Origin of the sequence: Sphingobium salicis subsp. salicis (assembly GCF_049472635.1) — a bacterium.
In the GTDB taxonomy this organism is placed as follows: Bacteria; Pseudomonadota; Alphaproteobacteria; order Sphingomonadales; family Sphingomonadaceae; genus Sphingobium; species Sphingobium yanoikuyae_A.
Window position 1 is genome coordinate 1,182,501 of record NZ_JAYRCS010000001.1, and the last position, 20,386, is coordinate 1,202,886.

The following is a 20,386-nucleotide window of genomic DNA, read 5'->3' on the forward strand; positions in this document are numbered from 1 at the left end:
TCTTTGACATTGTGAATGGGTTTTTTAATCGATGCCGTGGCGACATGGGATTGGTTTTTTGGTGTTTGCCGCAAGGCAAGCAGCGGAAAGTCGATCAAATGTTGTACACACAAGATTATCTGGCTGAGTTTAATAACCACACCGATACAGCTAATGGCAAATGCTACCCAGTATTGTCGTTGGTGGTGTGGACTCTCAAGCGTGAGGTAAGGGCATCTGGTGAATGCCTTGGCATGTACAGGCGATGAAGGACGTGGCACGCTGCGATAAGCGTGGGGGAGCCGTGAGCAGGCTTTGATCCCGCGATTTCCGAATGGGACAACCCACCTTCACCATTTAATTCCGTTCTTGGTTTTCCAGGCGCGTAGTTAAATGGGAGAGGTATCACTAAGCTGAATAAAATAGGCTTTGGTGAAGCGAACCCGGAGAACTGAAACATCTCAGTACCCGGAGGAAAAGACATCAACCGAGATTCCGTTAGTAGTGGCGAGCGAACGCGGACCAGGCCAGTGCCTGATGTTTAATTAGCAGAACGATCTGGAAAGTTCGGCCATAGCGGGTGACAGCCCCGTATGCGAAAATGAAACATCAGGACTTGAGTAGGGCGGAGCACGTGAAACTCTGTCTGAACATGGGGGGACCACCCTCCAAGCCTAAATACTCGTACATGACCGATAGTGAACCAGTACCGTGAGGGAAAGGTGAAAAGCACCCCGATGAGGGGAGTGAAACAGTACCTGAAACCGGATGCCTACAAGCAGTGGGAGGGTCCTTGAGACCTGACCGCGTACCTCTTGCATAATGGGTCTGTGACTTAGTGTATCAAGCAAGCTTAAGCCGTTAGGTGTAGGCGCAGCGAAAGCGAGTCTGAATAGGGCGCCATAGTTTGATGCATTAGACCCGAAACCCGGCGATCTATGCATGACCAGGTTGAAGGTGCGGTAACACGCACTGGAGGACCGAACCGTTCAATGTTGAAAAATTGTCGGATGAGTTGTGCTTAGGGGTGAAAGGCCAATCAAGCCGGGAAATAGCTGGTTCTCCGCGAAATCTATTGAGGTAGAGCGTCGAATATTTGCCGTTGGGGGTAGAGCACTGGATGGATGCGGGGGTCGCGAGATCTACCAATTCTAACCAAACTCCGAATACCAACGAGTCTAGTTCGGCAGACAGACGGCGGGTGCTAAGGTCCGTCGTCAAAAGGGAAACAGCCCTAACCTACAGCTAAGGTCCCCAAGTCATCACTAAGTGGGAAAGCATGTGGGATTTCCAAAACAACCAGGAGGTTGGCTTAGAAGCAGCCATCCTTTAAAGAAAGCGTAACAGCTCACTGGTCTAAATAAGAGATCCTGCGGCGAAGATGTAACGGGGCTAAAGTGATGCACCGAAGCTTAGGGTTCAGTCTTTGACTGAGCGGTAGCGGAGCGTTCCGTAGGCCGTTGAAGCGGAAGGGTAACCGACCGTGGAGGTATCGGAAGTGCGAATGCAGACATGAGTAGCGATTAAGAGGGTGAGATGCCCTCTCGCCGAAATTCCAAGGGTTCCTGCTTAAAGCTAATCTGAGCAGGGTAAGCCGGCCCCTAAGACGAGCCCGAAGGGGGTAGTCGATGGGAACCACGTTAATATTCGTGGGCCTGGTGGTGTGTGACGGATGCCGTAAATTGTTCGGGCTTATTGGATTGCTCCGGGCAGTGAAGGGGTCCCAGGAAATAGCCCCACCGTATAGACCGTACCCTAAACCGACACAGGTGGAATGGTAGAGTATACCAAGGCGTTTGAGAGAAGTATCCTGAAGGAACTCGGCAAATTGCCTCCGTACCTTCGGAAGAAGGAGGCCCCATCTTAAGGCAACTTTTGATGGGGGGCACAGGCCAGGGGGTAGCGACTGTTTAGCAAAAACACAGGGCTCTGCTAAGTCGGCTTCAAGACGACGTATAGGGCCTGACGCCTGCCCGGTGCCTGAAGGTTAAGAGGAGGAGTGCAAGCTCTGAATTGAAGCCCAGGTAAACGGCGGCCGTAACTATAACGGTCCTAAGGTAGCGAAATTCCTTGTCGGGTAAGTTCCGACCTGCACGAATGGCGTAACGACTTCCCCACTGTCTCCAGGATATGCTCAGCGAAATTGAATTCTCCGTGAAGATGCGGAGTACCCGCGGTTAGACGGAAAGACCCCGTGCACCTTTACTGCAGCTTCAGAGTGGCATTAGGAAAGAACTGTGTAGCATAGGTGGGAGGCTTTGAAGCATTGACGCCAGTTGATGTGGAGCCATAGGTGAAATACCACCCTGTTGTTTTCTGATGTCTAACCTCGCACCGTTATCCGGTGCAGGGACCCTCTGTGGCGGGTAGTTTGACTGGGGCGGTCGCCTCCTAAAGAGTAACGGAGGCGCGCGATGGTGGGCTCAGGACGGTTGGAAACCGTCTGTTAGAGTGCAATGGCATAAGCCCGCCTGACTGCGAGACTGACAAGTCGAGCAGAGACGAAAGTCGGTCATAGTGATCCGGTGGTCCCTCGTGGAAGGGCCATCGCTCAACGGATAAAAGGTACGCCGGGGATAACAGGCTGATGATTCCCAAGAGCTCATATCGACGGAATCGTTTGGCACCTCGATGTCGGCTCATCACATCCTGGGGCTGGAGCAGGTCCCAAGGGTTTGGCTGTTCGCCAATTAAAGTGGTACGTGAGCTGGGTTCAGAACGTCGCGAGACAGTTTGGTCCCTATCTGCCGTGGGCGTCGAAATTTGAGAGGAGTTGACCCTAGTACGAGAGGACCGGGTTGAACATACCTCTGGTGTACCTGTCGTCACGCCAGTGGCGCAGCAGGGTAGCTATGTATGGACGGGATAACCGCTGAAAGCATCTAAGCGGGAAGCCTCCCTCAAGATAAGATTTCATCGAGCCGTCGTAGACCACGACGTTGATAGGCTGGATGTGGAAGTGCGGTAACGCATGGAGCTAACCAGTCCTAATTGCTCTGTTCGCGCTTAAGAGTCCCACCATCAACGACAATGCTGGAAACAGCAAAAACGCTGATGGCGTGGTGTTAAGCCAGCCCAGATATACGAACATCAAACACACAAAGTTCTTGTTGTTCACTTTCCCAAGTGAAAGTGAATAGTGCACGGTATCGATTAAAAACCCGCAGTTATGCGCCTGCTTCATTGCTTGGTGACCATAGCGTCTGTGACCCACCCGATCCCATCCCGAACTCGGCCGTGAAACCAGTCTGCGCCGATGGTACTATTGCTCAAGCACTGGAAGAGTAGGGCGTCGCCAGGCATTGAAGCACGCGCATAGCAACGGATCAAAAACCCATCACAATGTTACAAAACAGGGCGGCCCGCAAAGCCGCCCTTTTTGCATGTCAGGGCCACACAAAAGCCCAGTGTCGCGGGATGGAGCAGCCCGGTAGCTCGTCAGGCTCATAACCTGAAGGTCGTAGGTTCAAATCCTACTCCCGCAACCACATACTAAAAGACCAAACCGTCTCGGATCATTCCGCGGCGGTTTTTTTATGTCTTTTTTGGCGGATTTGCGTGGTTTCTTGGGGATGCAGCGCCGCCCATCGGATCGCGCCTGATGCCAGGACGTCGATTTGCTTTTGGGGGTGTTTTGGAGGGTAATGCCTGTGCCCAGCAGGAGATACCCCCTATGCCGCTCAAGGAACTCGAGGTTCGCTACGCCAGCCGGCGATCGAAGGATTACAAGCTCGGCGATGGCGGTGGTCTCTATCTACTTGTCCGGCCAACGGGCTCGCGCCTTTGGCGGATGAAATATCGGTTCGACGGCAAGGAGAAGCTGCTCTCCTTCGGTCGCTACCCGGAGGTTACGCTTGCTGAGGCGCGGCTGCGCCGCGCTGAGGCCAAACTTGCTCTTGCACGGGGCGATGATTCCGGCCCCAAGGCTGCATCTCCTGTGACGAGCTTTGAGGCGGCTGCACGGGCCTGGCATGGTAACCGGGCGAGCGGGCTGGAGCCGGGGCATGCGGCACGCATATTGTCGCGTCTGGAGCGCGATGTGTTCCCGTCGCTCGGGCAGCGCGATCTCAAGGACATCACTGCAGGCGATGTGCTGACGATGTTGCGGGCGGTCGAGGCGCGCGGCGCGCTCGATGTCAGCCGCCGGCTGCGCCAGCACGTAAGCCAGGTCTATCTCTTTGCCATTCCGCAGGGCTGGGCCACCCATGATCCCGCAGCAGGGCTTGCTACCCTGCTGCGGCCCAAGCCTCGGGTCCGGCATATGGCCCAGGTTGGGGCAGGGGAGTTGCCGGCCCTTGTTCGGGCGATCGACGCCTATGATGGCGATGAGAATCCCCGACGGCGTGCGGTCACGCGCGATGCCCTGTTGTTCACGCTGCTGACCTGGGCGCGGACCAATGAAACCCGCCATGCGACATGGGAGGAGTTTGAGGGGCTGGATGGCCCTGATCCCATCTGGCGGGTGCCGGCCGAGCGGATGAAGATGGGGCGTGAGCATATTGTGCCGCTGTCGCGGCAGGCCGTCGCCTTGCTCGACAGCGTCAGGGTTTACAGCCGCGGCCCTTATGTCTTTGCCGGCGACAAGACCGCGCTACCCATATCGCAGAATACGATGATCTATGGTTGCTACCGCATGGGTTATCGCGGGCGTCAGACGGTGCATGGGTTCCGGGGTCTTGCCTCGACCTGGGCCAATGAGGCGGAATGCTACCGGCCTGACTGGATCGAAATGGCGCTGGCCCATGCCGATCGTGATGATGTGCGTGGGGCCTACAACAGCGCCCTCTACCTGACGCCGCGTCGGCGGATGCTGCAGGCGTGGGCTGACCATGTTCTGGGCATGATCGTGGTGCCGCAAGAGGCGCTGGTCGCGTGATCGCAGGAGGATGCGGGGATCGGCTCTGCCGGTCCCCGCATAGCTGTCCTCAAGCCGGTTCGGCGACCTTCGTCTTGCGTGGGGTGCGGGTCGGCTTGGTAGCGCCCGCGGCTTCCGCGCGCGGCTTGCGGCCGAGGCCGATCTTGTGGGCCAGTTCCTTGCGCTGCGCAGCATAGTTTGGGGCGACCATCGGATAATCCGCAGGCAAGCCCCACTTGGCGCGATAGTCCGCCGGGGTCATCTGATAATGGGTCATCAGGTGACGCTTGAGCATCTTGAGCTTCTTCCCGTCTTCCAGGCAGACAATATAGTCCGGCTTGATCGACGCGCGCACCGAAACCACAGGCTCGGGCTTCACTTCTTCAGCAACCGCAGGTTCGCTCAGGCTGGCGAGAGCGCCATGCACATTGGCGATCAGGGAAGGAAGATCATTGATCCCAACACTGTTGTTGCTGACATGGGCAGCGACAATATCGGCGGTGAGCGTGATGAGCGTTTCTTCAGCGGACATTTTTATCCCTTCTTCCTGGCGAGCAGTTATTTTTGATGAATGCCAGAAGGGTGATCGGATTACCAGTGCGCGTTCAATGAACTATTGCTCATGTTCGATTATCGGATTTAGGGAATATTTAAGCCATAGCGTCGTCATTGCATCGGTTCCCCTCGTGTCGAGGTCGACCCTTCGCCTGGTTCGGTGCTAGATTAGGTCGCCAGGGCGTAGTTTAGTGCATAAACGTGCGTCGCGGGGCGGATGATCAATTCTCCGATAATGACAAAATGTTTCCCGATTTCCTCGGCCCGGAACTCCTGAAGAGCGTCAACGATTGCGTGATGCGAAGGAGGCGATCGATGATGGCATCGCTTCGCCAGGAGAGATGCTATGCCGGATGTCTGCGACGTCGATGATGCCAGCCTGATCGCTATCTGGAACGATGCCGACCCCGAAAATCTCTCCGATTATGAACGCGAGGTCATCGAGGAGATGAAAGCGCGTGACATCGTCCCAAGATGAGAAATGCCCCGTCGGGGTTATGGTGTCGGACGATCGAGCTGCTACTCGAGCCGAGCGACCCAACGTTCGTCTTCACGATCGATCGCTCCCTGACCCCGCCAGAATTGGCGGGGTCTCTTCGTTCCACCGCCTTGATCATGCCCGACCATATCCACGCGACCATCATATCAATCAGGCCAGGTCGCTTGTCGAAACGAGATCATCATCAAGGGTGATCACCTCAAAGCCGCCACTGAGCCGAGCAACTATCGACGAGAATGGTTGTTCATCCTAAACCCGCCATTGGAAAAACAAGCTTTGCGCCGCCCAGGCAGTGACCCCACAGCCCTCACAACATCGTCGTTTGAGGTGGATGGTGTCTTGGCCCTGGGCATCCTGTGCGGCGCGCTGTTCGCTGCGCTCGTGGGCTTGATGCGGTAACCTCCGGACTCGCTGAACTAACCGGAGGCGCCGGCGCGGTCATCCCCGAGTGATCGAGATTTGTGCAATCTGGAAAAACGACCCATTCTTGCCCTTCAGCCGTCGATTTTTCGTTCTCAGCTGCGGTCGTTCTGCGTTCTCATTCTGGATGCCCAAGGCCTGGCCGATTGCGGCGTGTCGCGTTTGGAGCGCAAGGTGGCAACTCGCTGCCGTTTGGCCATGTCGGAAAACATTTGATTTTCGGTCGCCTGCGACGGACGTTGCTGATCATCTTCGTGCTAAAGTCAGCCTGGTCTGGCGTACCCGCAATATCATTCGCGAATGGACGATTGACGTTTGTCCGTTAAGTCGCACCTTGGTTCACCCATAAGGAGTGGACCAAAGCAGGAGTTCTTAACCCGGCAGCGGAATGGCGGTGGTCTGCTTGATCGTCCGCATCACCACGCCCGACCGCATCGCCGCAACGCCGCCGGCCACGAGCAGCAACCGGTCGAAGAAGGCGTTGAGGTCGCGTAAATCGCTGACGATGATTTTCATCATGAAATCTGCGTCGCCGGTCTGCGCGTAGCATTCAAGCACTTCGGGCGCTGTCTTGACGAACGCCACGAAAGCGGCGGTTCGCTCGGGATCGTGTGTTCGCAGGCTGATGGCAGTGTGGACGAGGATGGTCAGTCCGAAGCGTGCCGGATCGAGCAGTGTCACCGTTCGTTCTATATAGCCTTCGCGCCGCAACCGATCGAGTCGGCGGGCGCACTGGCTCGGCGAAAGATGTGCTCGCTCGCCCAACTCCACATTGGTCAGGTCAGCGTTCTGCTGGATCGCTGCCAACAGGCGAAAGTCGATTCGATCGAGTGATAGCGGAGCGGGATTGTTCATGCGTGATCCTAGCACCCTTATCTGCAGGAACGCTATCCTGATGCGCGAATATACGGAATCTCCGTTCGTATTGCGCAGAAACCGCACAACTGATGACGTATACGGTGTTCGAACCAAGTGAATGGTGTGACCACGATGATACCGATCGATGTGTTAGCCGCGTTCTGCGCGACCGCTCTACTGCTGGCGTTTGTGCCGGGGCCGGACAACCTGTTCGTCCTTACGCAATCGGCAATGCACGGCGCGCGGACGGGCATCGTCCTGACGTTGGGTTTAAGTACCGGCCTCGCGGTCTATTCGGCCGCGACGGCGTTCGGCATTGGTGCTGTGGTCTATACGTCGCCGGTCGCGTTCAATGCGTTGAAGGTATTTGGCGCGACCTATCTCCTGTACCTCGCCTGGCAGGCAGTGAATGCCCGGCCCGCGACCAGGGCTCCCGTAGCCGAGTCAACGGGGAGGGCCTATCGCCGCGGCATCATCATGAATCTGATGAACCCCAAGATCGCAGTGTTCTTTCTTGCCTTCCTGCCTCAGTTCGCGTCGCCCGCGCGGGGCAGCCTCAGCACGCAGTTGCTCATGCTCGGCGCGCTCTTCATCCTGTGCTCGCTCTGCGCCTTCTTCGCCATATCGGCCGCCGCGGGCTGGCTCAGCGGATGGCTGCGCCGTTCGGACCGCAGTCAGATCCTGCTCAATCGCGTCGCAGCCGCAGTCTTCGTCGGGCTGGCGTTCAAGCTGGCGGCGACTCCGCGCTGACTACTTTCTTTTCCATCTAACGCTTTCAGGAGACTTTCATGTCCGCACTCGACACAGCCGGAACCTATCGGCTCGGCGACCGTACCGTCCGGCGGATCGGTTACGGCGCGATGCAACTCGCCGGCCCCAACGCTTTCGGCCCGCCGCGCGACCGCAGCGCCGCGCTCGGGGGCCTTCGCGCGGCGATCGCGAGCGGCGTCGATCACATCGACACCAGCGACTATTACGGCCCACACATCACCAACGAGCTGATCCGCGAGGCGCTGCACCCCTATCCCGCCGATTTGATGCTGGTGACGAAAGTCGGAGCGAAGCGCGGCGTCGATGGATCATGGAACCCGGCGGCGAGCGCCGACGAACTGCGCGGCGCGGTTCATCACAATCTGCGTCGGCTCGGGCTCGAAACCCTAGAACTGGTCAATTTCCGGTTGATGCTCGACGAGAGCTTGCCTGCCGAAGGATCGGTCGCGGAGCCGCTGGCGGTGCTGGACGCGCTTCGCCAGGAAGGATTGATCCGAAACATCGGCATCAGCAACGCGACACCGGCGCAGGTGCGCGAGGCACGCCGGCTGATCGAAATCGCCTGCGTGCAGAACAAGTTCAACCTTGCCCATCGCGGAGACGAGGCGCTCATCGCCGAGCTTGCCGCGGACGGCATCGCCTATGTGCCCTTCTATCCGCTTAGCGGCTTTTCCGATCAGCAGACGGCGGTGCTGGACGAGATCGCGGCGGGTCTCGGCGCGACCCCGATGCAGGTGGCGCTTGCGTGGCTGCTCCAGCATTCACCGAACATCCTGCTGATCCCCGGCACGTCGTCCATCGCGCACTTGAAGCAAAACCTGGCCGTGGCGGGGTTCGTGCTTCCGGCTGAAGCGGTTGCCTTGCTCGACGGCATCGCCACAGGATAGCGCTGCTCAAGCATCATTGACCGCCAGATTTTGATAAGACCACCGCATTTCCGGAAATCCGCTCGTTTTCAGGAAGGCGTCGGGGTTGCCCGACAATCAGGTGTTTTCCGGCACGGCAGGTTTCAAGCGTTTGCCTGTCGCTCAAGAATGGCCGACTTGGGCGCGTAGCTGGGGCTTCCGCCCTCGACCCTTTGCAGCCATTCAAGGGTCAGTTTTCGTTCCCCAGGAGCGGACCGGCTGCTATTATTACTGGCCTAGGACAAACAGACTGCGGTCTGGCCTGCATGCGTCGCCATGAAATTTCGGGACCGCCCAACTGAGGACGATCCCGAAAGGCATGTCAGATCTTAGTGCGCAGCGTCACCATGACATTGCGCGGCTGTCCATAGACATTGTTCGAGCTGGTCGACCCCAGCGCCTGATAATAGGTTTTGTCGAAGATATTCTGGACATTCACCGTCGCAGACATCTGTTCGCTGATGGCATATTGGATCAGGCCGTTGATCAGCGCATAGCCCTTCTGCGTGAAGTTGTACGGCACCGTCACGCCGTTCGATACTGCGACACCCGAATTATAGTGGGGGCTCTTCACCAGAGCCTCTCCACCGATCTTCCAGCGCCTGAATGCACCCGGTAGAGTCCAGGCAGTCGACAGCTTGAAAGTGTGCTTGGGCGTGATGGCGCTGAACACCTTCTCGGTGCTCTCATCCTTCGTCTTGTTGAACGTGTATCCTGCAACCATCTGGAGGCCTGGCAAAACCTCGCCCGCCAGTTCCGCGTCAAAACCGCGGCTTGTGACCTTGCCTTGCGCGACATAGCAGCAGCTCCCGTCATAGGCGCTGCTGGTAGCCTCGTAGCGCGGATCGGCGACTGCCGTACCGGTGCGTTCGACATGGAAGAAGCTCAGTGTCGCGTTGACCTTGCCGTCCAGTATCTGCCCCTTCACCCCGGCTTCGTAGCTCTTGCCACGAACCGGAGGCAGCGATGTGCCGGGCGCCGGTCCAGCCATCACGAGCGGCTGGGGCTTGTAAATGGACGAGTAGCTCGCGAATGCTGACCATTCGTCGGCAAAATCGTAGATGATGCCGCCATAGGGGGTAGCCTTGGAGCTTTCCTTGAAGCTGACGCTCTGGAACAGCGTCCAGTCCGCCGGCTCGCGCTTGGTCTCGATATGCTGAGAGAATTTGTACCGGCTTACCCGCGTCCCCGCTATGACGTGTAGGCTATCGGTGGGATGCAGGCGCAGCACGCCATAACCGCCGATTTGCTCCTGTCCCCAGGGGTTATAATAGGCCCGGTAGTTGTAGTCCGCAGCCGTCATGCTCGGATTCCAGGCCTGTGGGTTGAACACGTCGACATAGACGGTCCAATTGGTGGAAAGATTGGCGTTCAGCCACGTTCCCTCGACCTTCTGATAATCCGCACCAACCAGGAATTCGTGGGTGCGTCCAAATAGCTCAAACGCGCCGCCCAGATTGACGTCGAAGACATTCTGCTTGTTGGTCGTCTGGACGCGGCCAGCGCCATAACGCGGTCCGACGAGTGTATCGGGGTTAACAGCGCCGCTGGTATAGTTGAAGATGCGGTCCAGTTCCTTGTCGGAATGCATCGCATTGATCTTGAACGTCCAGCCGTTCGCCAGATGATGCTCGACCTGACCAAAAAACTCCCATGCCCTCGTATTATCATAGGCCCATGGGTTGGACAGGTTGGTGTGGCGCGGCAGCTTCAGGTCGCTTCCGTCACTGTAGCGTGGCAAGGACGGCAGCGCGCCGTCATTATTGACCTCGGCATAGCTGCCGCCAACGGTCACCAGCGTATTGGGACCAAGATCGGCCTCGATGATCGCGTAGGCGGAGGGCTTGCGGCTGCTGCGATAGTCGATGAAACTGTCATTGGTCTGATAGACCGCGATGGCGCGGCCGCGCACATGGCCATCGGAAGTCAGCGGCCCGGTGATGTCCACATCGGCGCGATAGGTGTCCCAGCGGCCCGCCATCAGGTTGAGGGAGAACTGGGATTTCTCCAATGGCTTCTTGCGCACCAGATTGATGATGCCGCCCGGATCGCCGACCCCGCCCAGAAGGCCCGACGCCCCGCGCATGACCTCCACCCGGTCGTAGAACGCGAGATCCTGTTGCAGATCCTGATAAACATAGTCGCCGACGGCAAGCGGCGCGCCGCCATCGATCTGCATGCTGGTGACAGCGAAGCCGCGCGAGTAATAACTGGTGCCGTCATAGGTGATGCCAGGCAGGCGTGCCAGCGCATCGTTGATGTTGAGGAGGCTCTGATCCTCCATCTGCTGGCGCGTGACGACCGAAACCGATTGGGGCACTTCGCGAAAAGTCTGGGTGTCTTTCGATGCAACGCTGGTCAGGAAGCTGGTGTAGGAGCCGGTGCCTTCTGTGGCTGCAGGATCGCGACTGACGCTCCGCTTGATACCGTCGGAAATTGCTGAGGCTTCGACACGGACGGAGCCAAGGACGATGGCATCATCCGCCTGCGGCGCGCGATCGAGCGTGAACGCCTTGGGCCCTGTCTGCCTATACGTGATGTTGGTGCCGGTGAGCAGCAGCGACAGCGCCTCTGTGACGTCATGACTGCCGCGTACCGTGGTGCTGTTCAGCCCCTGCGTCAGCCTGGCTGGGTAAGCCAATTCGACACCGGCCTGACGAGCAAAGCGATTGAGCGCGTCGGTCAGTGGACCTGCAGGCACATCGAAGCTTCGGCTTTCCTGCGCCCTAGCGGGGGGCGACAACATCGCCGCGCCTCCGACGATGCTCGCGGTGACCAGCGCCACGCAGATCGACCGCATGGAAACCTTGCCTCGGTCGAGGCCTCTTGAATTCAACACTTTTGACTTCCCCCATTCGACATTCGGGATGGAGGCGTATCTGCTAATGAGAACGCCTTGCAATTCAGACGCTCGCACGCGGGTAAACGAGAGGTCGATTCTCAAAAAAAATCGTCAGGCAAAAATGATGATCAGCCGACGAGACAACTGAACGGATCGAAGGCCGAGCGATTTCTGCAGTTGGGATATCGCAGCGAACGGATCGTCGATGCGAAATACGCCACTGACATGCAGAGATGACGCATCGCCGACAACGGTCATGTATCCTGGGTGATAGCGGCCAATGTCCGCAACGACCTGCGATAGCGGCGTATCCTTGAACACCAGCACGCCATCCGTCCATGCTGCAGCGTCTTCAGGGGAGATGGAATGCGGCGCGTCGATACGGCCATCGGCGCCATAGCGGGTGGATTGACCTTCCCGCAGAATGAGATTGGCCGCTTTGGCGCCATCGCTTACGAGCCTCACGCTGTGCTCTATCACCGCAACGTCGGTATCGGTGCCTGACCGCCGAACCAGGAATTGCGTGCCGAGCGCTGTCGTTTCGCCGGCTGCGGCCTCGACAGTGAAAGGACGGGAACGATCAGACGCAACCGTGAACAGCGCCTCGCCTTTCAGCAACCGGATACGACGACCTGTCGGGCGCATGTCGATCGTGACCGCACTCGCAGTGTTCAACTGGACCAGTGAGCCATCGGAAAGACGGATGCTGCGCCGCTCGCCCGTCTCCGTCATTGCGTCAGCGCGAAGGCGTGTCGGCCAGTCAAATACGCCACCGATAAAGATTGCAGCAAGGCTCGCCGCCATCGCAGCCCCGATCCAAGATTTTGTCCGGACAGGTTTCTCGCGGTGTCGCCTTATCCGCGACGCAGGCCGTGGCAAGGAAGCGCGCAAGGTCACCGTGTCGGGGACAACTGCCATATGCTTCCATATGTCCCGCATCTCTTCGAGCAGCACCGTATGGCGCTCGTCGATCGCCAGCCAGGCGCCCCGTTCTGCCTCGGCCGCGTCGTCGAGTAACCCTTCTGCCTCAATGGTAGCCCAGCGCGCGGCCTCGTCCTTGGCTGACGTTGATCTCTCCGCGCCTTCATCCATGATGGGGCTCCTGCTGCAGCCGTCATTGCGGTAGCTGCGCAACGTTCCCGATAGCTGCCATTGCCAATTCGTTGGACTGGCACTATCGGCCTCTTGAGAATAACTCGCATCTGAGGTTGCCGCGACGATCTTCGGCGTATCAATGCGCAGGAGGTGCAGTCCGTTGGCCGGCGATCGTTCGACGTCACAGTTCTACAACCGCCACCGGCAGGAACTGGTCGACTATGCCCGTCGGTTCTCAGGGGACGATGGCGCCGCCGAGGACATCGTCCATGACGCCTGGCTCAAGATGGACCTGCATGTCGAGCCGTCCGCAGTTCGCGAACCTCTAGCCTACCTCAAGCGGGTGGTGCGCAATCTGGCGGTCGATCTGGCCCGCGGCAGAAAACGGCGCAAGACCGATGGCGGGGATGCGGTCGATCATGTTTCGCACAGTCACGCCGATGCAGCCCCGTTGCAGGATGCCGTTCTTTCCGGCCGTCAGGAGATGGAACTGGTGCTGGCGGCGATAGCGGAAATGCCCGAACGGCAGAAGCGCGCTATCATCGCGTACAGCTTCGATGGCCTCACGATCAGGGAAGTCGCCGACCTGCTGGGTGTATCGCGTACAACCGTCCATTGCCTGATTCAGGATGGATTGAAAATCTGCGCCCTTCGCCGTGACAGGGGGCGCTGAGATGTTTTCCCGAACGATGGCAGCTATGATTCGTCTTCCCTATGGAGAGAGTGGGAACTGCCCCACCGGATGTGAGTGCTGGCCGCATGGATGATATCTCTCAGCACAAGATCGCAGCGCTCGACGAGGCGGCGAACTGGCACATCCTGCTGCGTGAGGCGCCGGACGACCTTGCCTTGCGGGCAGAGTTTGCGATCTGGCTTAACGCCGGTGCGGACAATGCAGAAGCCTGGGCTGCTATGGGCAATACGGTAGCCGCGATCGAGAGCACCCCGTCGGAACTGCGCGCAAAGATCAGGGAACAGATTCCGCCGTCCCGTAGCCATCGCTGGCGTCCTGCCAGCCGTCGCAGCCCTCCCGTCGCACGCCCGGCAGGCCGCGCTCGTCGCGTCGTGGCGGCTGCGGCTTTGGCGGCCTGCCTTGCAATCTTTGTACCCTCGCTCTGGCTTCGGGCTACCAGCGATCATCGGACCGGAACTGGCCAGATCGAGGCGGTCCGCCTGCCTGACGGCAGCAAGGTTGTTCTCGGACCCGAGAGCGCGATCCGTCTCGATTTCGCGGGCGGGAAGCGCAATGTCGAACTGACTTCCGGTCAGGCTTTCTTCGAAGTGCGCCGCGATCCGGCGCATCCCTTCGAGGTCGAGGCGCAGGATGTGCGCACGACCGTCCTTGGCACTGCTTTCGATGTCCGCATGCTGGGTGAACAGATCCGCGTTGGTGTCGAGCATGGCCGGGTCCGGGTTCGCTCGACGGTGGGGCAGACGGAATTGATCGCGGGTGACTGGGTCCAGGTCAATGATAGCGGGGCCATGCAAGATGGTCGTCAGGCACCCGATCTCGCCGGCGCGTGGAAGACCGGCAAGGCATTTATCCGGAACCGTCCGATTGCCGAGGTCATCGACGAAATTCGGCCATGGCATCGAGGGCGCATCCTGCTGATGGACGAGGGCCTGGGGGAACGGAAAGTCACGGGCATCTATGACGCGTCCAATCCGGCGAATGCCCTTCGGCTTCTGGTCGATCCTTATGGCGGCCGGGTCATTGAGGTGACGCCCTGGCTCCTGATCGTTGCCAGTTGAAGGTCGGGTAATTCCGCTCAGCTCTGAACGGCCATTTTTTTCGGACAAAGCACCCCCTCTCAGCGTCCGACTAGAGAGGCGCTATTGCGACACGATTGCAAATCGCTTCCACGGATTTTGAGAAGGAGGCTTTACGACATGCGGGGGACTTTCATTTCGGGCGGTGGCGCACGCGTCGGGTTGCTGCTGAGGGCGATGATGCTCTCTAGCGCATTGGTCGGCGCTGCGATGCTGCCGGTCCACGCACAAGCGCAGACGGCAGAACGTCAGTTCGACATTCCCGCGCAATCACTTGGCGATGCGTTGATGGCCTTTGGCCGCCAGTCCGGCATGCAGGTGACAGCCGAAGCCCCGTTGATCGAGGGCCGCAATTCCAGCGCCGTTTCCGGCCGAATGGCCGCCGGTCAGGCGCTCAGCCAGCTTCTTGCCGGTTCCGGGCTCACATTTCGCTATGCTGGTAGGAATGCCGTTCGGCTTGAACGGGCCCCGCAGGCGGCAGATGGAGCGATCCAGCTTGGGCCGGTGCGGGTCGAGGGAGCGAACGACGCAGGAAATAGCAGCTTCGCCTATAGCAGCGATCCGGCCGCGACCGAGGGCACCGGCACTTACGCCGCCCAGACCGTGACGATGTTCAAAGGCGCGAAGTCGCTGCGGGACATCCCGCAGTCCGTATCGGTGATGACGCGCGAGCAGATGGACGATCAGGGTTTTGCTCGCACCGAGGACGCCCTGCGCCATATGGCAGGCGTGCGTCTCGACGGCTTTCCTGACACCAGAAACATCAACGTGCGGGGTTTCAAGGCAGGCGAACAGCTTGACGGCGTGCCCATGCTCGCGACCGGCTTCAGCATGGATCCGGCAATTTATGACAGGATCGAACTGGTACGCGGCCCGTCCGGTTTGCTCACCGGATCGGGAGAACCGGGCGGCTCGGTGAACTATGTGCGCAAGAGACCGCTGGACCGCTTCGCGGTCGGCGCCAATCTGGCGGGCGGCTCATGGAAAGACTTGCGTGCAGAAGTGGATGTCAGCGGCCCGCTCACCGGCGATGGCGCGCTGCGCGGACGCGTGGTGGGCGTCCTGCAAGACCGGGATTTCTACTATGATGTCGCGCATGAGCGGCGCAAGCTCGTCTACGGTATTCTCGAATATGATCTCACGCAGCGCGACACGATCGCGGTTTCCGCGCTGGGCATGGAAAACGTCAATAATCGTAATTGGGGATTGCCGCGCTATTCCGACGGGACGCTGCCGGGGCGCAAGGCATTTGTCGGCAGCAGCGCGCCGTCGCCTGTCGAAACGCAGGAGTATATAGCCGATTACCGCCATGATTTCGGCAGCGATTGGAAATCGAAAATCACCTATACGCGCCGCAAGGTTGATTTCGTGCAGCGCTCGGTCTGGGGTGACAATGCGGTCGACCTGACCACCGGACTGGCGGATGCAAACGGGCTCTATGCCCGCGATATCAACACTTTCTCTGGCTGGGACGCGAATATCTCCGGGCCTTTCGAACTGTTTGGCCGATCGCACAATGTCACCGTCGGCTACAACTGGTCGAAGAATTATCGCAATTATCGCGCATATGACCTGAGCTTCTTCGAAGACGCTCCCCTGTTGGATCGTCACAATTGGGGAAGCGTGCTGGACGGCTCCAACCCTGGGAAGCGTTTCGAGATAACTACGCAAAGCGGCTTTTACGCCTCGGGCAGTTTCAAGTTGCTTGAACCGCTGACGCTAGTGCTTGGCGGGCGTTGGACCGACTATTCCTACAAGATCCGCCAGATTGGATCATCGCAATGGGTGAAGCAGCCGCAGGCCGCCAACGGCAAATTTACTCCCTATGCCGGCCTGATCGCGCAGGTGATCCGGCAATGGTCGCTCTATGGCAGCTATGCCAGCATCTTCGTGCCGCAAAGCGTGAAGGACTATCAAGGGAACATGCTCGATCCACGCACGGGCGAACAGTTCGAACTGGGCGTCAAAGGAGGTATCCTTGACGACAGGCTGAACCTGTCGCTGGCCGTCTATCAACTGCGTGACAGGAATCGCGCCATCACTGACGATGATCCAACCCATGTCTGCCCTGAAAACTTCAACCTTCTTTGCTCGAAGGCCGCCGGCAAGATCCAAAGCAGGGGTATCGAAGGTGAGATTTCCGGTACGCCGGTGCCTGGACTCAATATTTCCGCGAGCTACACCTACAATCACACGAAGTTTCTGCAGGACAGCAATCCTGCCAATGTCGGCCAGACGGTCGAACCCTTCAAGAATCCGAAGCATCTTTTCAAGCTGTGGGCCCAGTATGAGCCGAGCGAGTCGATTCTGGGCGGCGCTCTTGCCAAATGGACGTTCGGTACTGGCCTCATCGGACAGAGCGAGATCCACACGGTCACCGGCCCGCGGCTTTACCGGCAGGCGGGCTATGTGATCGCCTCGGCCAAGCTTGGTTATCGTTTCAACGATCATTTCGATGCCGCCCTCGACGTCGATAACCTTTTCGACCTCAAATATATCGATCTTCTGGGTTGCGAGGGCTATTACAACTATTGGGGCGAGCCTCGCAGCTTCCGACTCACGCTTCGCGCTAAATATTGACGTAAAGAGGTGCCGGTCAAAACAGGGGGTGTCTGGCACCTTAGTCTGTGGTTTGGTAATCGCGTGGCTATGACGTAATTCGAGATCTTGATAGGATATTTCGAGCAGACTTATATGATACAAGAAATGGCCCCACTATTTCGCCATGCCGGTACTTCCCGTCTTGCGCCGTGTATCAAGCTGTCGGGCAGCGATGCGCCCCATATCAGTCGTTGTGATGTCAAGAGTTGGACCCTGAAACCTGCCGCTACCGCGTCCTGAGTGTCGTGCTAAACGCTTGGTGGTCGATGAAGGTGGATCAGTGGATAGGGGCGCCCCTGGCCGTCCAATTCCGATCGTCCGACAGCGACAAATCCAAGGCGACGATAGAATTGCTCCGCTTGCACATTTTGTTCATTTACGTCCGTTGATATGGTCGAATGCAAGGAGCAGGCATGTCTGACCAGTTGGCGTCCGACACCTTGTCCCCTATAGGCGGGGTCAACGAACAGGGCTTCCATGTGGGAGCCATCCAAGAGCATGAAGCCCGTCGTTTCGCCTGTCTCATCAATGGCGAGCCACAGCGGTGCAGCGGGTAGAAATTGGGATAGTTCCTGCTCAATGGCATCACGATCCGCAGGATCAAGGAAGTCATGCGTCGCATCAACCGCGTCACGCCAAATCTGCATAACGCGATGTCCATCGCCCACATGTGATTTCCTGATCGTCAGCATGGTATGATGGTTAGCGAAGGCATGGCGTATTCGCCAGCGGTGACGAAGTCACTACACGACCATTGGCGTAGCGCCATCGCAGCCATCATAAAAGCGCCGAGAACGGAACGAACGTATGCAAAGTCAGATGCACATCATCACCGGCGGCCCCGGTTCCGGCAAGACAAGTCTGATCGAAGCCCTCGCCGCCCAGGGGCTGCACCATATGCCGGAAGCAGGGCGGGCCATTATTCAGGATCAGGTGGATATCGGCGGTACGGCACTCCCCTGGGCGGACCGGGAGGGGTTCGCACAGATGATGCTTGCATGGGAATTGCGCTCCTATCGTGAAGCGGTTGACTTGCCCGGCCCCGTCATCTTCGATCGCGGTATCCCTGATGTCATCGGCTATCTCAAACTCTGTGATTTGCCCGTCCCCCTAACGCTGCAGCGCGCGGCGCAACAAAGGCGCTACGCCCGGAAGGTCTTCATCGCGCCATTCTGGCCGAAGATCTTCCGACAGGACAGCGAACGGAGGCAAACGGCTGCCGAAGCGGAGGCGACGCATAGCGCGATGGTCGAGGCCTATACCGATCTGGGTTACGATCTTGTACCATTGCCAATGGCCTCCGTTGCCGATCGAGCCGCTTTTGTCTGCGCGTCGATCGCTTAGCCGAATGTCGCGAGGCAAGCCGTTTTTGCTGCAGCTGAGCGCTCCATTCAAGTTGTCCGAGCTTTCATTCGCTGCCGATCAAAGAGGGGGAGTGCTCGTAGGTGTAACCGCGGCCTTGTGCGGTATCGGGCGCCATGGCGCAGTAGGTTGCGGTTCAGGTCCCGCTAGCTGGCTTACGCGTCTCAGCCAAAGGCATCCATCAATTGGGCTGACGCCTGGCGTTCAACCAACACCATAATTTCAATGCTGCAAACATGAGCACTGCCGCCAGCATGCTTCGTGTGATGGTGCGTGCAATTGCGTCGGGGCTCATCAGGCTCAGATCCAAGGTAACCTTGCCGAACTGGAAATACTGATAGATTGCGAGGCATGCAGGAGCGAGAATCGCCGCAATGGCGAGGAGGAGAACAATGTCCTTCAGGGTGATTTTCATTTTTTCTCTTCTTGAAATGAATTTTGCAGCGGAAATCTGCTTCAGCGCTGTCTGGCGTCATATTGCTCGAGAGCCTCGCGATCGGCATGCGAGACAAATTCGCAAGCCAGGAGTGTTTTACCGGCAAGCGCTGGCCCTTGCCGCGCCACGACCGAAATCAGTCCGAGCTCTTTCATTGACTGTTGTTCGTCGGGTAACACGCGGGCGAAACCAAGGCTCGAGGCACCGAATAAATGGCTGCCCTCGGATCGCAGGCCGAAATGCTGTGCCGCTTTCTGCGCCACTTCGTCATCAAGTAATATACCTACAGAGCTGCCGGAGAATATGACAGCACTGGCGGTGAAGCCGTCCCGTTCGATCTTGGACGGCAGGGTGTAGACAGCTGCGCCAAGCGTCGAAGTGTCCGCCTTCCCGAGCGTTTCCGCTGCCTTGTACAACCGGGTTGCCTGGCTCATGCTATAGGGTGGTTCACAAATTGCAGCCGCAAAATAGTCAGGTTGGTCCGTCCGGGCGGGAATAGCAGCCGCGATTCCGAGTGCGGCGGAAGATGTGAGGAGAGAAGCAATCATGGCTATGGTCTGAACTCTGCGTTGGTGAGCTTGGAGAGGTGCGCGATCAGTCTCGATGGAGCGCGTCGAGTGCGAAATTGACCGCAGCGTCGCAGTGCAGCTTGGCGGTGTTGAACATCGGAAAGTCAGGCATGTCGGGCTGGTCGATCAACAGGAAGATTTCGGTGCAGCCCAGAATCAGGCACTGCGCCTGTTCTTCGCGCCGCATCCGCTGAGCAATTTCGATATAGCGCTGGCGCGAGCGATCACGGAGCTGGCCTTTGACCAGTTCGTCAAAGATGATCCTGTCAATCTCCTCCTGCTCCATATCGGTGGGGGACACGACCTCGATGCCGAACTTCGTTCGGTAGCGATTCTTCAGATAGTCCATACGCATCACCGGAAGGGTTCCAAACAACGCCACGCGATCGAGGCCTGCAGCTTGGATGGCCTCTCCTGCCGGATCCGTGATATGGATCAGGGGAACAGGGATGTCGGCGGCGATCACCTCCAGAGGTTTGTGGAGGGTATTTGACACGCAAAGGATCACGTCGGCCCCGCCAGCGACAAGGCCGTCGACCTTTCGGCGCATATATGCGGACAAGCCGTCCCAATCTCCCAACCGGACCATAGCTTCGATGTTGCCGAAATTCATTCCAGCGATCAGGGTTTCGGCAATGTCCCATCCGCCAAGCCGGGTATTGGCTTCGGTATTGAGGAAACGATAATATTCCATGGTTGCGACATTGGAGCAGCCTCCGAGCAGGCCGATTGTCTTCTGAGATAAGGGACGCATAAATTTCCGTGTCTTTTCAATCTCTGGTCGCACACGACCCATGAGCCGCAGCGAGTGGTTGTGAAAGGGCGCAACGCATATCCGGATCTGGCCTGCCAATGCTTTTCCCAGAACC

General features: G+C 58.3%; 16 protein-coding genes, 1 tRNA gene and 2 rRNA genes. 11 read left to right on the top strand and 8 right to left on the bottom strand.

Features of this window, described 5'->3' with window-relative positions:
* The first annotated feature begins 197 nt into the window (after nt 1-197).
* From VHN57_RS05785 to VHN57_RS05800, 4 genes are all read left to right on the top strand, one after another.
* Nucleotides 198-2,989: ribosomal RNA gene (locus VHN57_RS05785) — 23S ribosomal RNA — on the top strand.
* Between the two features lie 176 nt (nt 2,990-3,165).
* Nucleotides 3,166-3,280 (top strand): 5S ribosomal RNA (gene rrf / locus VHN57_RS05790).
* Between the two features lie 110 nt (nt 3,281-3,390).
* Nucleotides 3,391-3,467: transfer RNA gene (locus tag VHN57_RS05795), tRNA-Met, on the top strand.
* Nucleotides 3,468-3,652: 185 nt separating this feature from the next.
* Entirely contained in the window at nt 3,653-4,855 is a 1,203-nt protein-coding gene (locus VHN57_RS05800) for a tyrosine-type recombinase/integrase (protein ID WP_423283079.1), read from the top strand.
* Nucleotides 4,856-4,904: 49 nt separating this feature from the next.
* On the opposite strand, the gene VHN57_RS05805 is transcribed toward VHN57_RS05800, so the two are convergent.
* Nucleotides 4,905-5,366 (bottom strand): Ros/MucR family transcriptional regulator, encoded by a 462-nt coding sequence (locus VHN57_RS05805; RefSeq protein ID WP_278987487.1) that lies wholly within the window; start codon nt 5,364-5,366, stop codon nt 4,905-4,907.
* A gap of 369 nt (nt 5,367-5,735) precedes the next feature.
* Between VHN57_RS05805 and VHN57_RS05810 the strand changes: the two genes are divergently transcribed.
* Nucleotides 5,736-5,867: a hypothetical protein gene (locus VHN57_RS05810; RefSeq protein ID WP_278987488.1), complete on the top strand. Its 132-nt coding sequence runs from the start codon at nt 5,736-5,738 to the stop codon at nt 5,865-5,867.
* Nucleotides 5,868-6,680: 813 nt separating this feature from the next.
* Here VHN57_RS05810 and VHN57_RS05815 read toward each other — a convergent pair.
* Nucleotides 6,681-7,163: an Lrp/AsnC family transcriptional regulator gene (locus VHN57_RS05815; protein WP_278987490.1), complete on the bottom strand. Its 483-nt coding sequence runs from the start codon at nt 7,161-7,163 to the stop codon at nt 6,681-6,683.
* 135 nt (nt 7,164-7,298) lie between these two features.
* Here VHN57_RS05815 and VHN57_RS05820 point away from each other — a divergent pair, with 135 nt between their 5' ends.
* On the top strand, nt 7,299-7,916 hold the full coding sequence (locus tag VHN57_RS05820) for a LysE family translocator (RefSeq protein ID WP_278987492.1): 618 nt from the start codon (nt 7,299-7,301) through the stop codon (nt 7,914-7,916).
* Between the two features lie 38 nt (nt 7,917-7,954).
* A complete protein-coding gene (locus tag VHN57_RS05825) occupies nt 7,955-8,824 on the top strand; it encodes an oxidoreductase (protein ID WP_423283083.1) in 870 nt (289 codons plus the stop codon).
* 340 nt (nt 8,825-9,164) lie between these two features.
* On the opposite strand, the gene VHN57_RS05830 is transcribed toward VHN57_RS05825, so the two are convergent.
* Together VHN57_RS05830 and VHN57_RS05835 are read right to left on the bottom strand one after the other, a co-directional pair.
* Nucleotides 9,165-11,786, bottom strand: coding sequence for a TonB-dependent siderophore receptor (locus VHN57_RS05830; RefSeq protein WP_423283085.1), 2,622 nt, complete (start codon nt 11,784-11,786; stop codon nt 9,165-9,167).
* 9 nt (nt 11,787-11,795) lie between these two features.
* Nucleotides 11,796-12,776 (bottom strand): FecR family protein, encoded by a 981-nt coding sequence (locus VHN57_RS05835; protein WP_423283087.1) that lies wholly within the window; start codon nt 12,774-12,776, stop codon nt 11,796-11,798.
* Between the two features lie 163 nt (nt 12,777-12,939).
* Here VHN57_RS05835 and VHN57_RS05840 point away from each other — a divergent pair, with 163 nt between their 5' ends.
* The 3 genes from VHN57_RS05840 to VHN57_RS05850 all read left to right on the top strand — a co-directional run bounded on the left by VHN57_RS05840 (nt 12,940) and on the right by VHN57_RS05850 (nt 17,129).
* A complete protein-coding gene (locus VHN57_RS05840) occupies nt 12,940-13,452 on the top strand; it encodes an RNA polymerase sigma factor (RefSeq protein WP_423283089.1) in 513 nt (170 codons plus the stop codon).
* A 71-nt stretch (nt 13,453-13,523) separates the two neighbouring features.
* Nucleotides 13,524-14,531: a FecR family protein gene (locus VHN57_RS05845; RefSeq protein ID WP_423283091.1), complete on the top strand. Its 1,008-nt coding sequence runs from the start codon at nt 13,524-13,526 to the stop codon at nt 14,529-14,531.
* A 138-nt stretch (nt 14,532-14,669) separates the two neighbouring features.
* Nucleotides 14,670-17,129, top strand: coding sequence for a TonB-dependent siderophore receptor (locus tag VHN57_RS05850; RefSeq protein WP_423283093.1), 2,460 nt, complete (start codon nt 14,670-14,672; stop codon nt 17,127-17,129).
* A gap of 269 nt (nt 17,130-17,398) precedes the next feature.
* Here the strand turns inward: VHN57_RS05850 and VHN57_RS05855 are convergent, their stop codons facing one another.
* Nucleotides 17,399-17,842 (bottom strand): acetyltransferase, encoded by a 444-nt coding sequence (locus VHN57_RS05855; protein ID WP_423283095.1) that lies wholly within the window; start codon nt 17,840-17,842, stop codon nt 17,399-17,401.
* A 127-nt stretch (nt 17,843-17,969) separates the two neighbouring features.
* On the opposite strand from VHN57_RS05855, the gene VHN57_RS05860 reads away from it, so the two are divergent.
* Entirely contained in the window at nt 17,970-18,494 is a 525-nt protein-coding gene (locus VHN57_RS05860; RefSeq protein ID WP_423283097.1) for an AAA family ATPase, read from the top strand.
* A 199-nt stretch (nt 18,495-18,693) separates the two neighbouring features.
* On the opposite strand, the gene VHN57_RS05865 is transcribed toward VHN57_RS05860, so the two are convergent.
* The 3 genes from VHN57_RS05865 to VHN57_RS05875 all read right to left on the bottom strand — a co-directional run bounded on the left by VHN57_RS05865 (nt 18,694) and on the right by VHN57_RS05875 (nt 20,370).
* Nucleotides 18,694-18,927, bottom strand: a complete 234-nt coding sequence (locus VHN57_RS05865) for a hypothetical protein (RefSeq protein ID WP_423283099.1) — start codon at nt 18,925-18,927, stop codon at nt 18,694-18,696.
* Between the two features lie 41 nt (nt 18,928-18,968).
* Nucleotides 18,969-19,382 (bottom strand): hypothetical protein, encoded by a 414-nt coding sequence (locus VHN57_RS05870; RefSeq protein WP_423283101.1) that lies wholly within the window; start codon nt 19,380-19,382, stop codon nt 18,969-18,971.
* A gap of 160 nt (nt 19,383-19,542) precedes the next feature.
* Complete coding sequence (locus VHN57_RS05875) at nt 19,543-20,370, bottom strand: aspartate/glutamate racemase family protein (protein ID WP_423283103.1); 828 nt, start codon at nt 20,368-20,370, stop codon at nt 19,543-19,545.
* Between the last annotated feature and the right edge of the window lie 16 nt (nt 20,371-20,386).

Excerpts from the sequence above, each read along its gene's own strand:
- VHN57_RS05800 (WP_423283079.1), top strand. The coding sequence starts at position 3,653 with ATGCCGCTCAAGGAACTCGAGGTTCGCTACGCCAGCCGGCGATCGAAG.
- VHN57_RS05805 (WP_278987487.1), bottom strand. The coding sequence starts at position 5,366 with ATGTCCGCTGAAGAAACGCTCATCACGCTCACCGCCGATATTGTCGCT.
- VHN57_RS05810 (WP_278987488.1), top strand. The coding sequence starts at position 5,736 with ATGCCGGATGTCTGCGACGTCGATGATGCCAGCCTGATCGCTATCTGG.
- VHN57_RS05815 (WP_278987490.1), bottom strand. The coding sequence starts at position 7,163 with ATGAACAATCCCGCTCCGCTATCACTCGATCGAATCGACTTTCGCCTG.
- VHN57_RS05820 (WP_278987492.1), top strand. The coding sequence starts at position 7,299 with ATGATACCGATCGATGTGTTAGCCGCGTTCTGCGCGACCGCTCTACTG.
- VHN57_RS05825 (WP_423283083.1), top strand. The coding sequence starts at position 7,955 with ATGTCCGCACTCGACACAGCCGGAACCTATCGGCTCGGCGACCGTACC.
- VHN57_RS05835 (WP_423283087.1), bottom strand. The coding sequence starts at position 12,776 with ATGGATGAAGGCGCGGAGAGATCAACGTCAGCCAAGGACGAGGCCGCG.
- VHN57_RS05850 (WP_423283093.1), top strand. The coding sequence starts at position 14,670 with ATGCGGGGGACTTTCATTTCGGGCGGTGGCGCACGCGTCGGGTTGCTG.
- VHN57_RS05855 (WP_423283095.1), bottom strand. The coding sequence starts at position 17,842 with ATGCTGACGATCAGGAAATCACATGTGGGCGATGGACATCGCGTTATG.
- VHN57_RS05860 (WP_423283097.1), top strand. The coding sequence starts at position 17,970 with ATGCACATCATCACCGGCGGCCCCGGTTCCGGCAAGACAAGTCTGATC.
- VHN57_RS05865 (WP_423283099.1), bottom strand. The coding sequence starts at position 18,927 with ATGAAAATCACCCTGAAGGACATTGTTCTCCTCCTCGCCATTGCGGCG.
- VHN57_RS05870 (WP_423283101.1), bottom strand. The coding sequence starts at position 19,382 with ATGAGCCAGGCAACCCGGTTGTACAAGGCAGCGGAAACGCTCGGGAAG.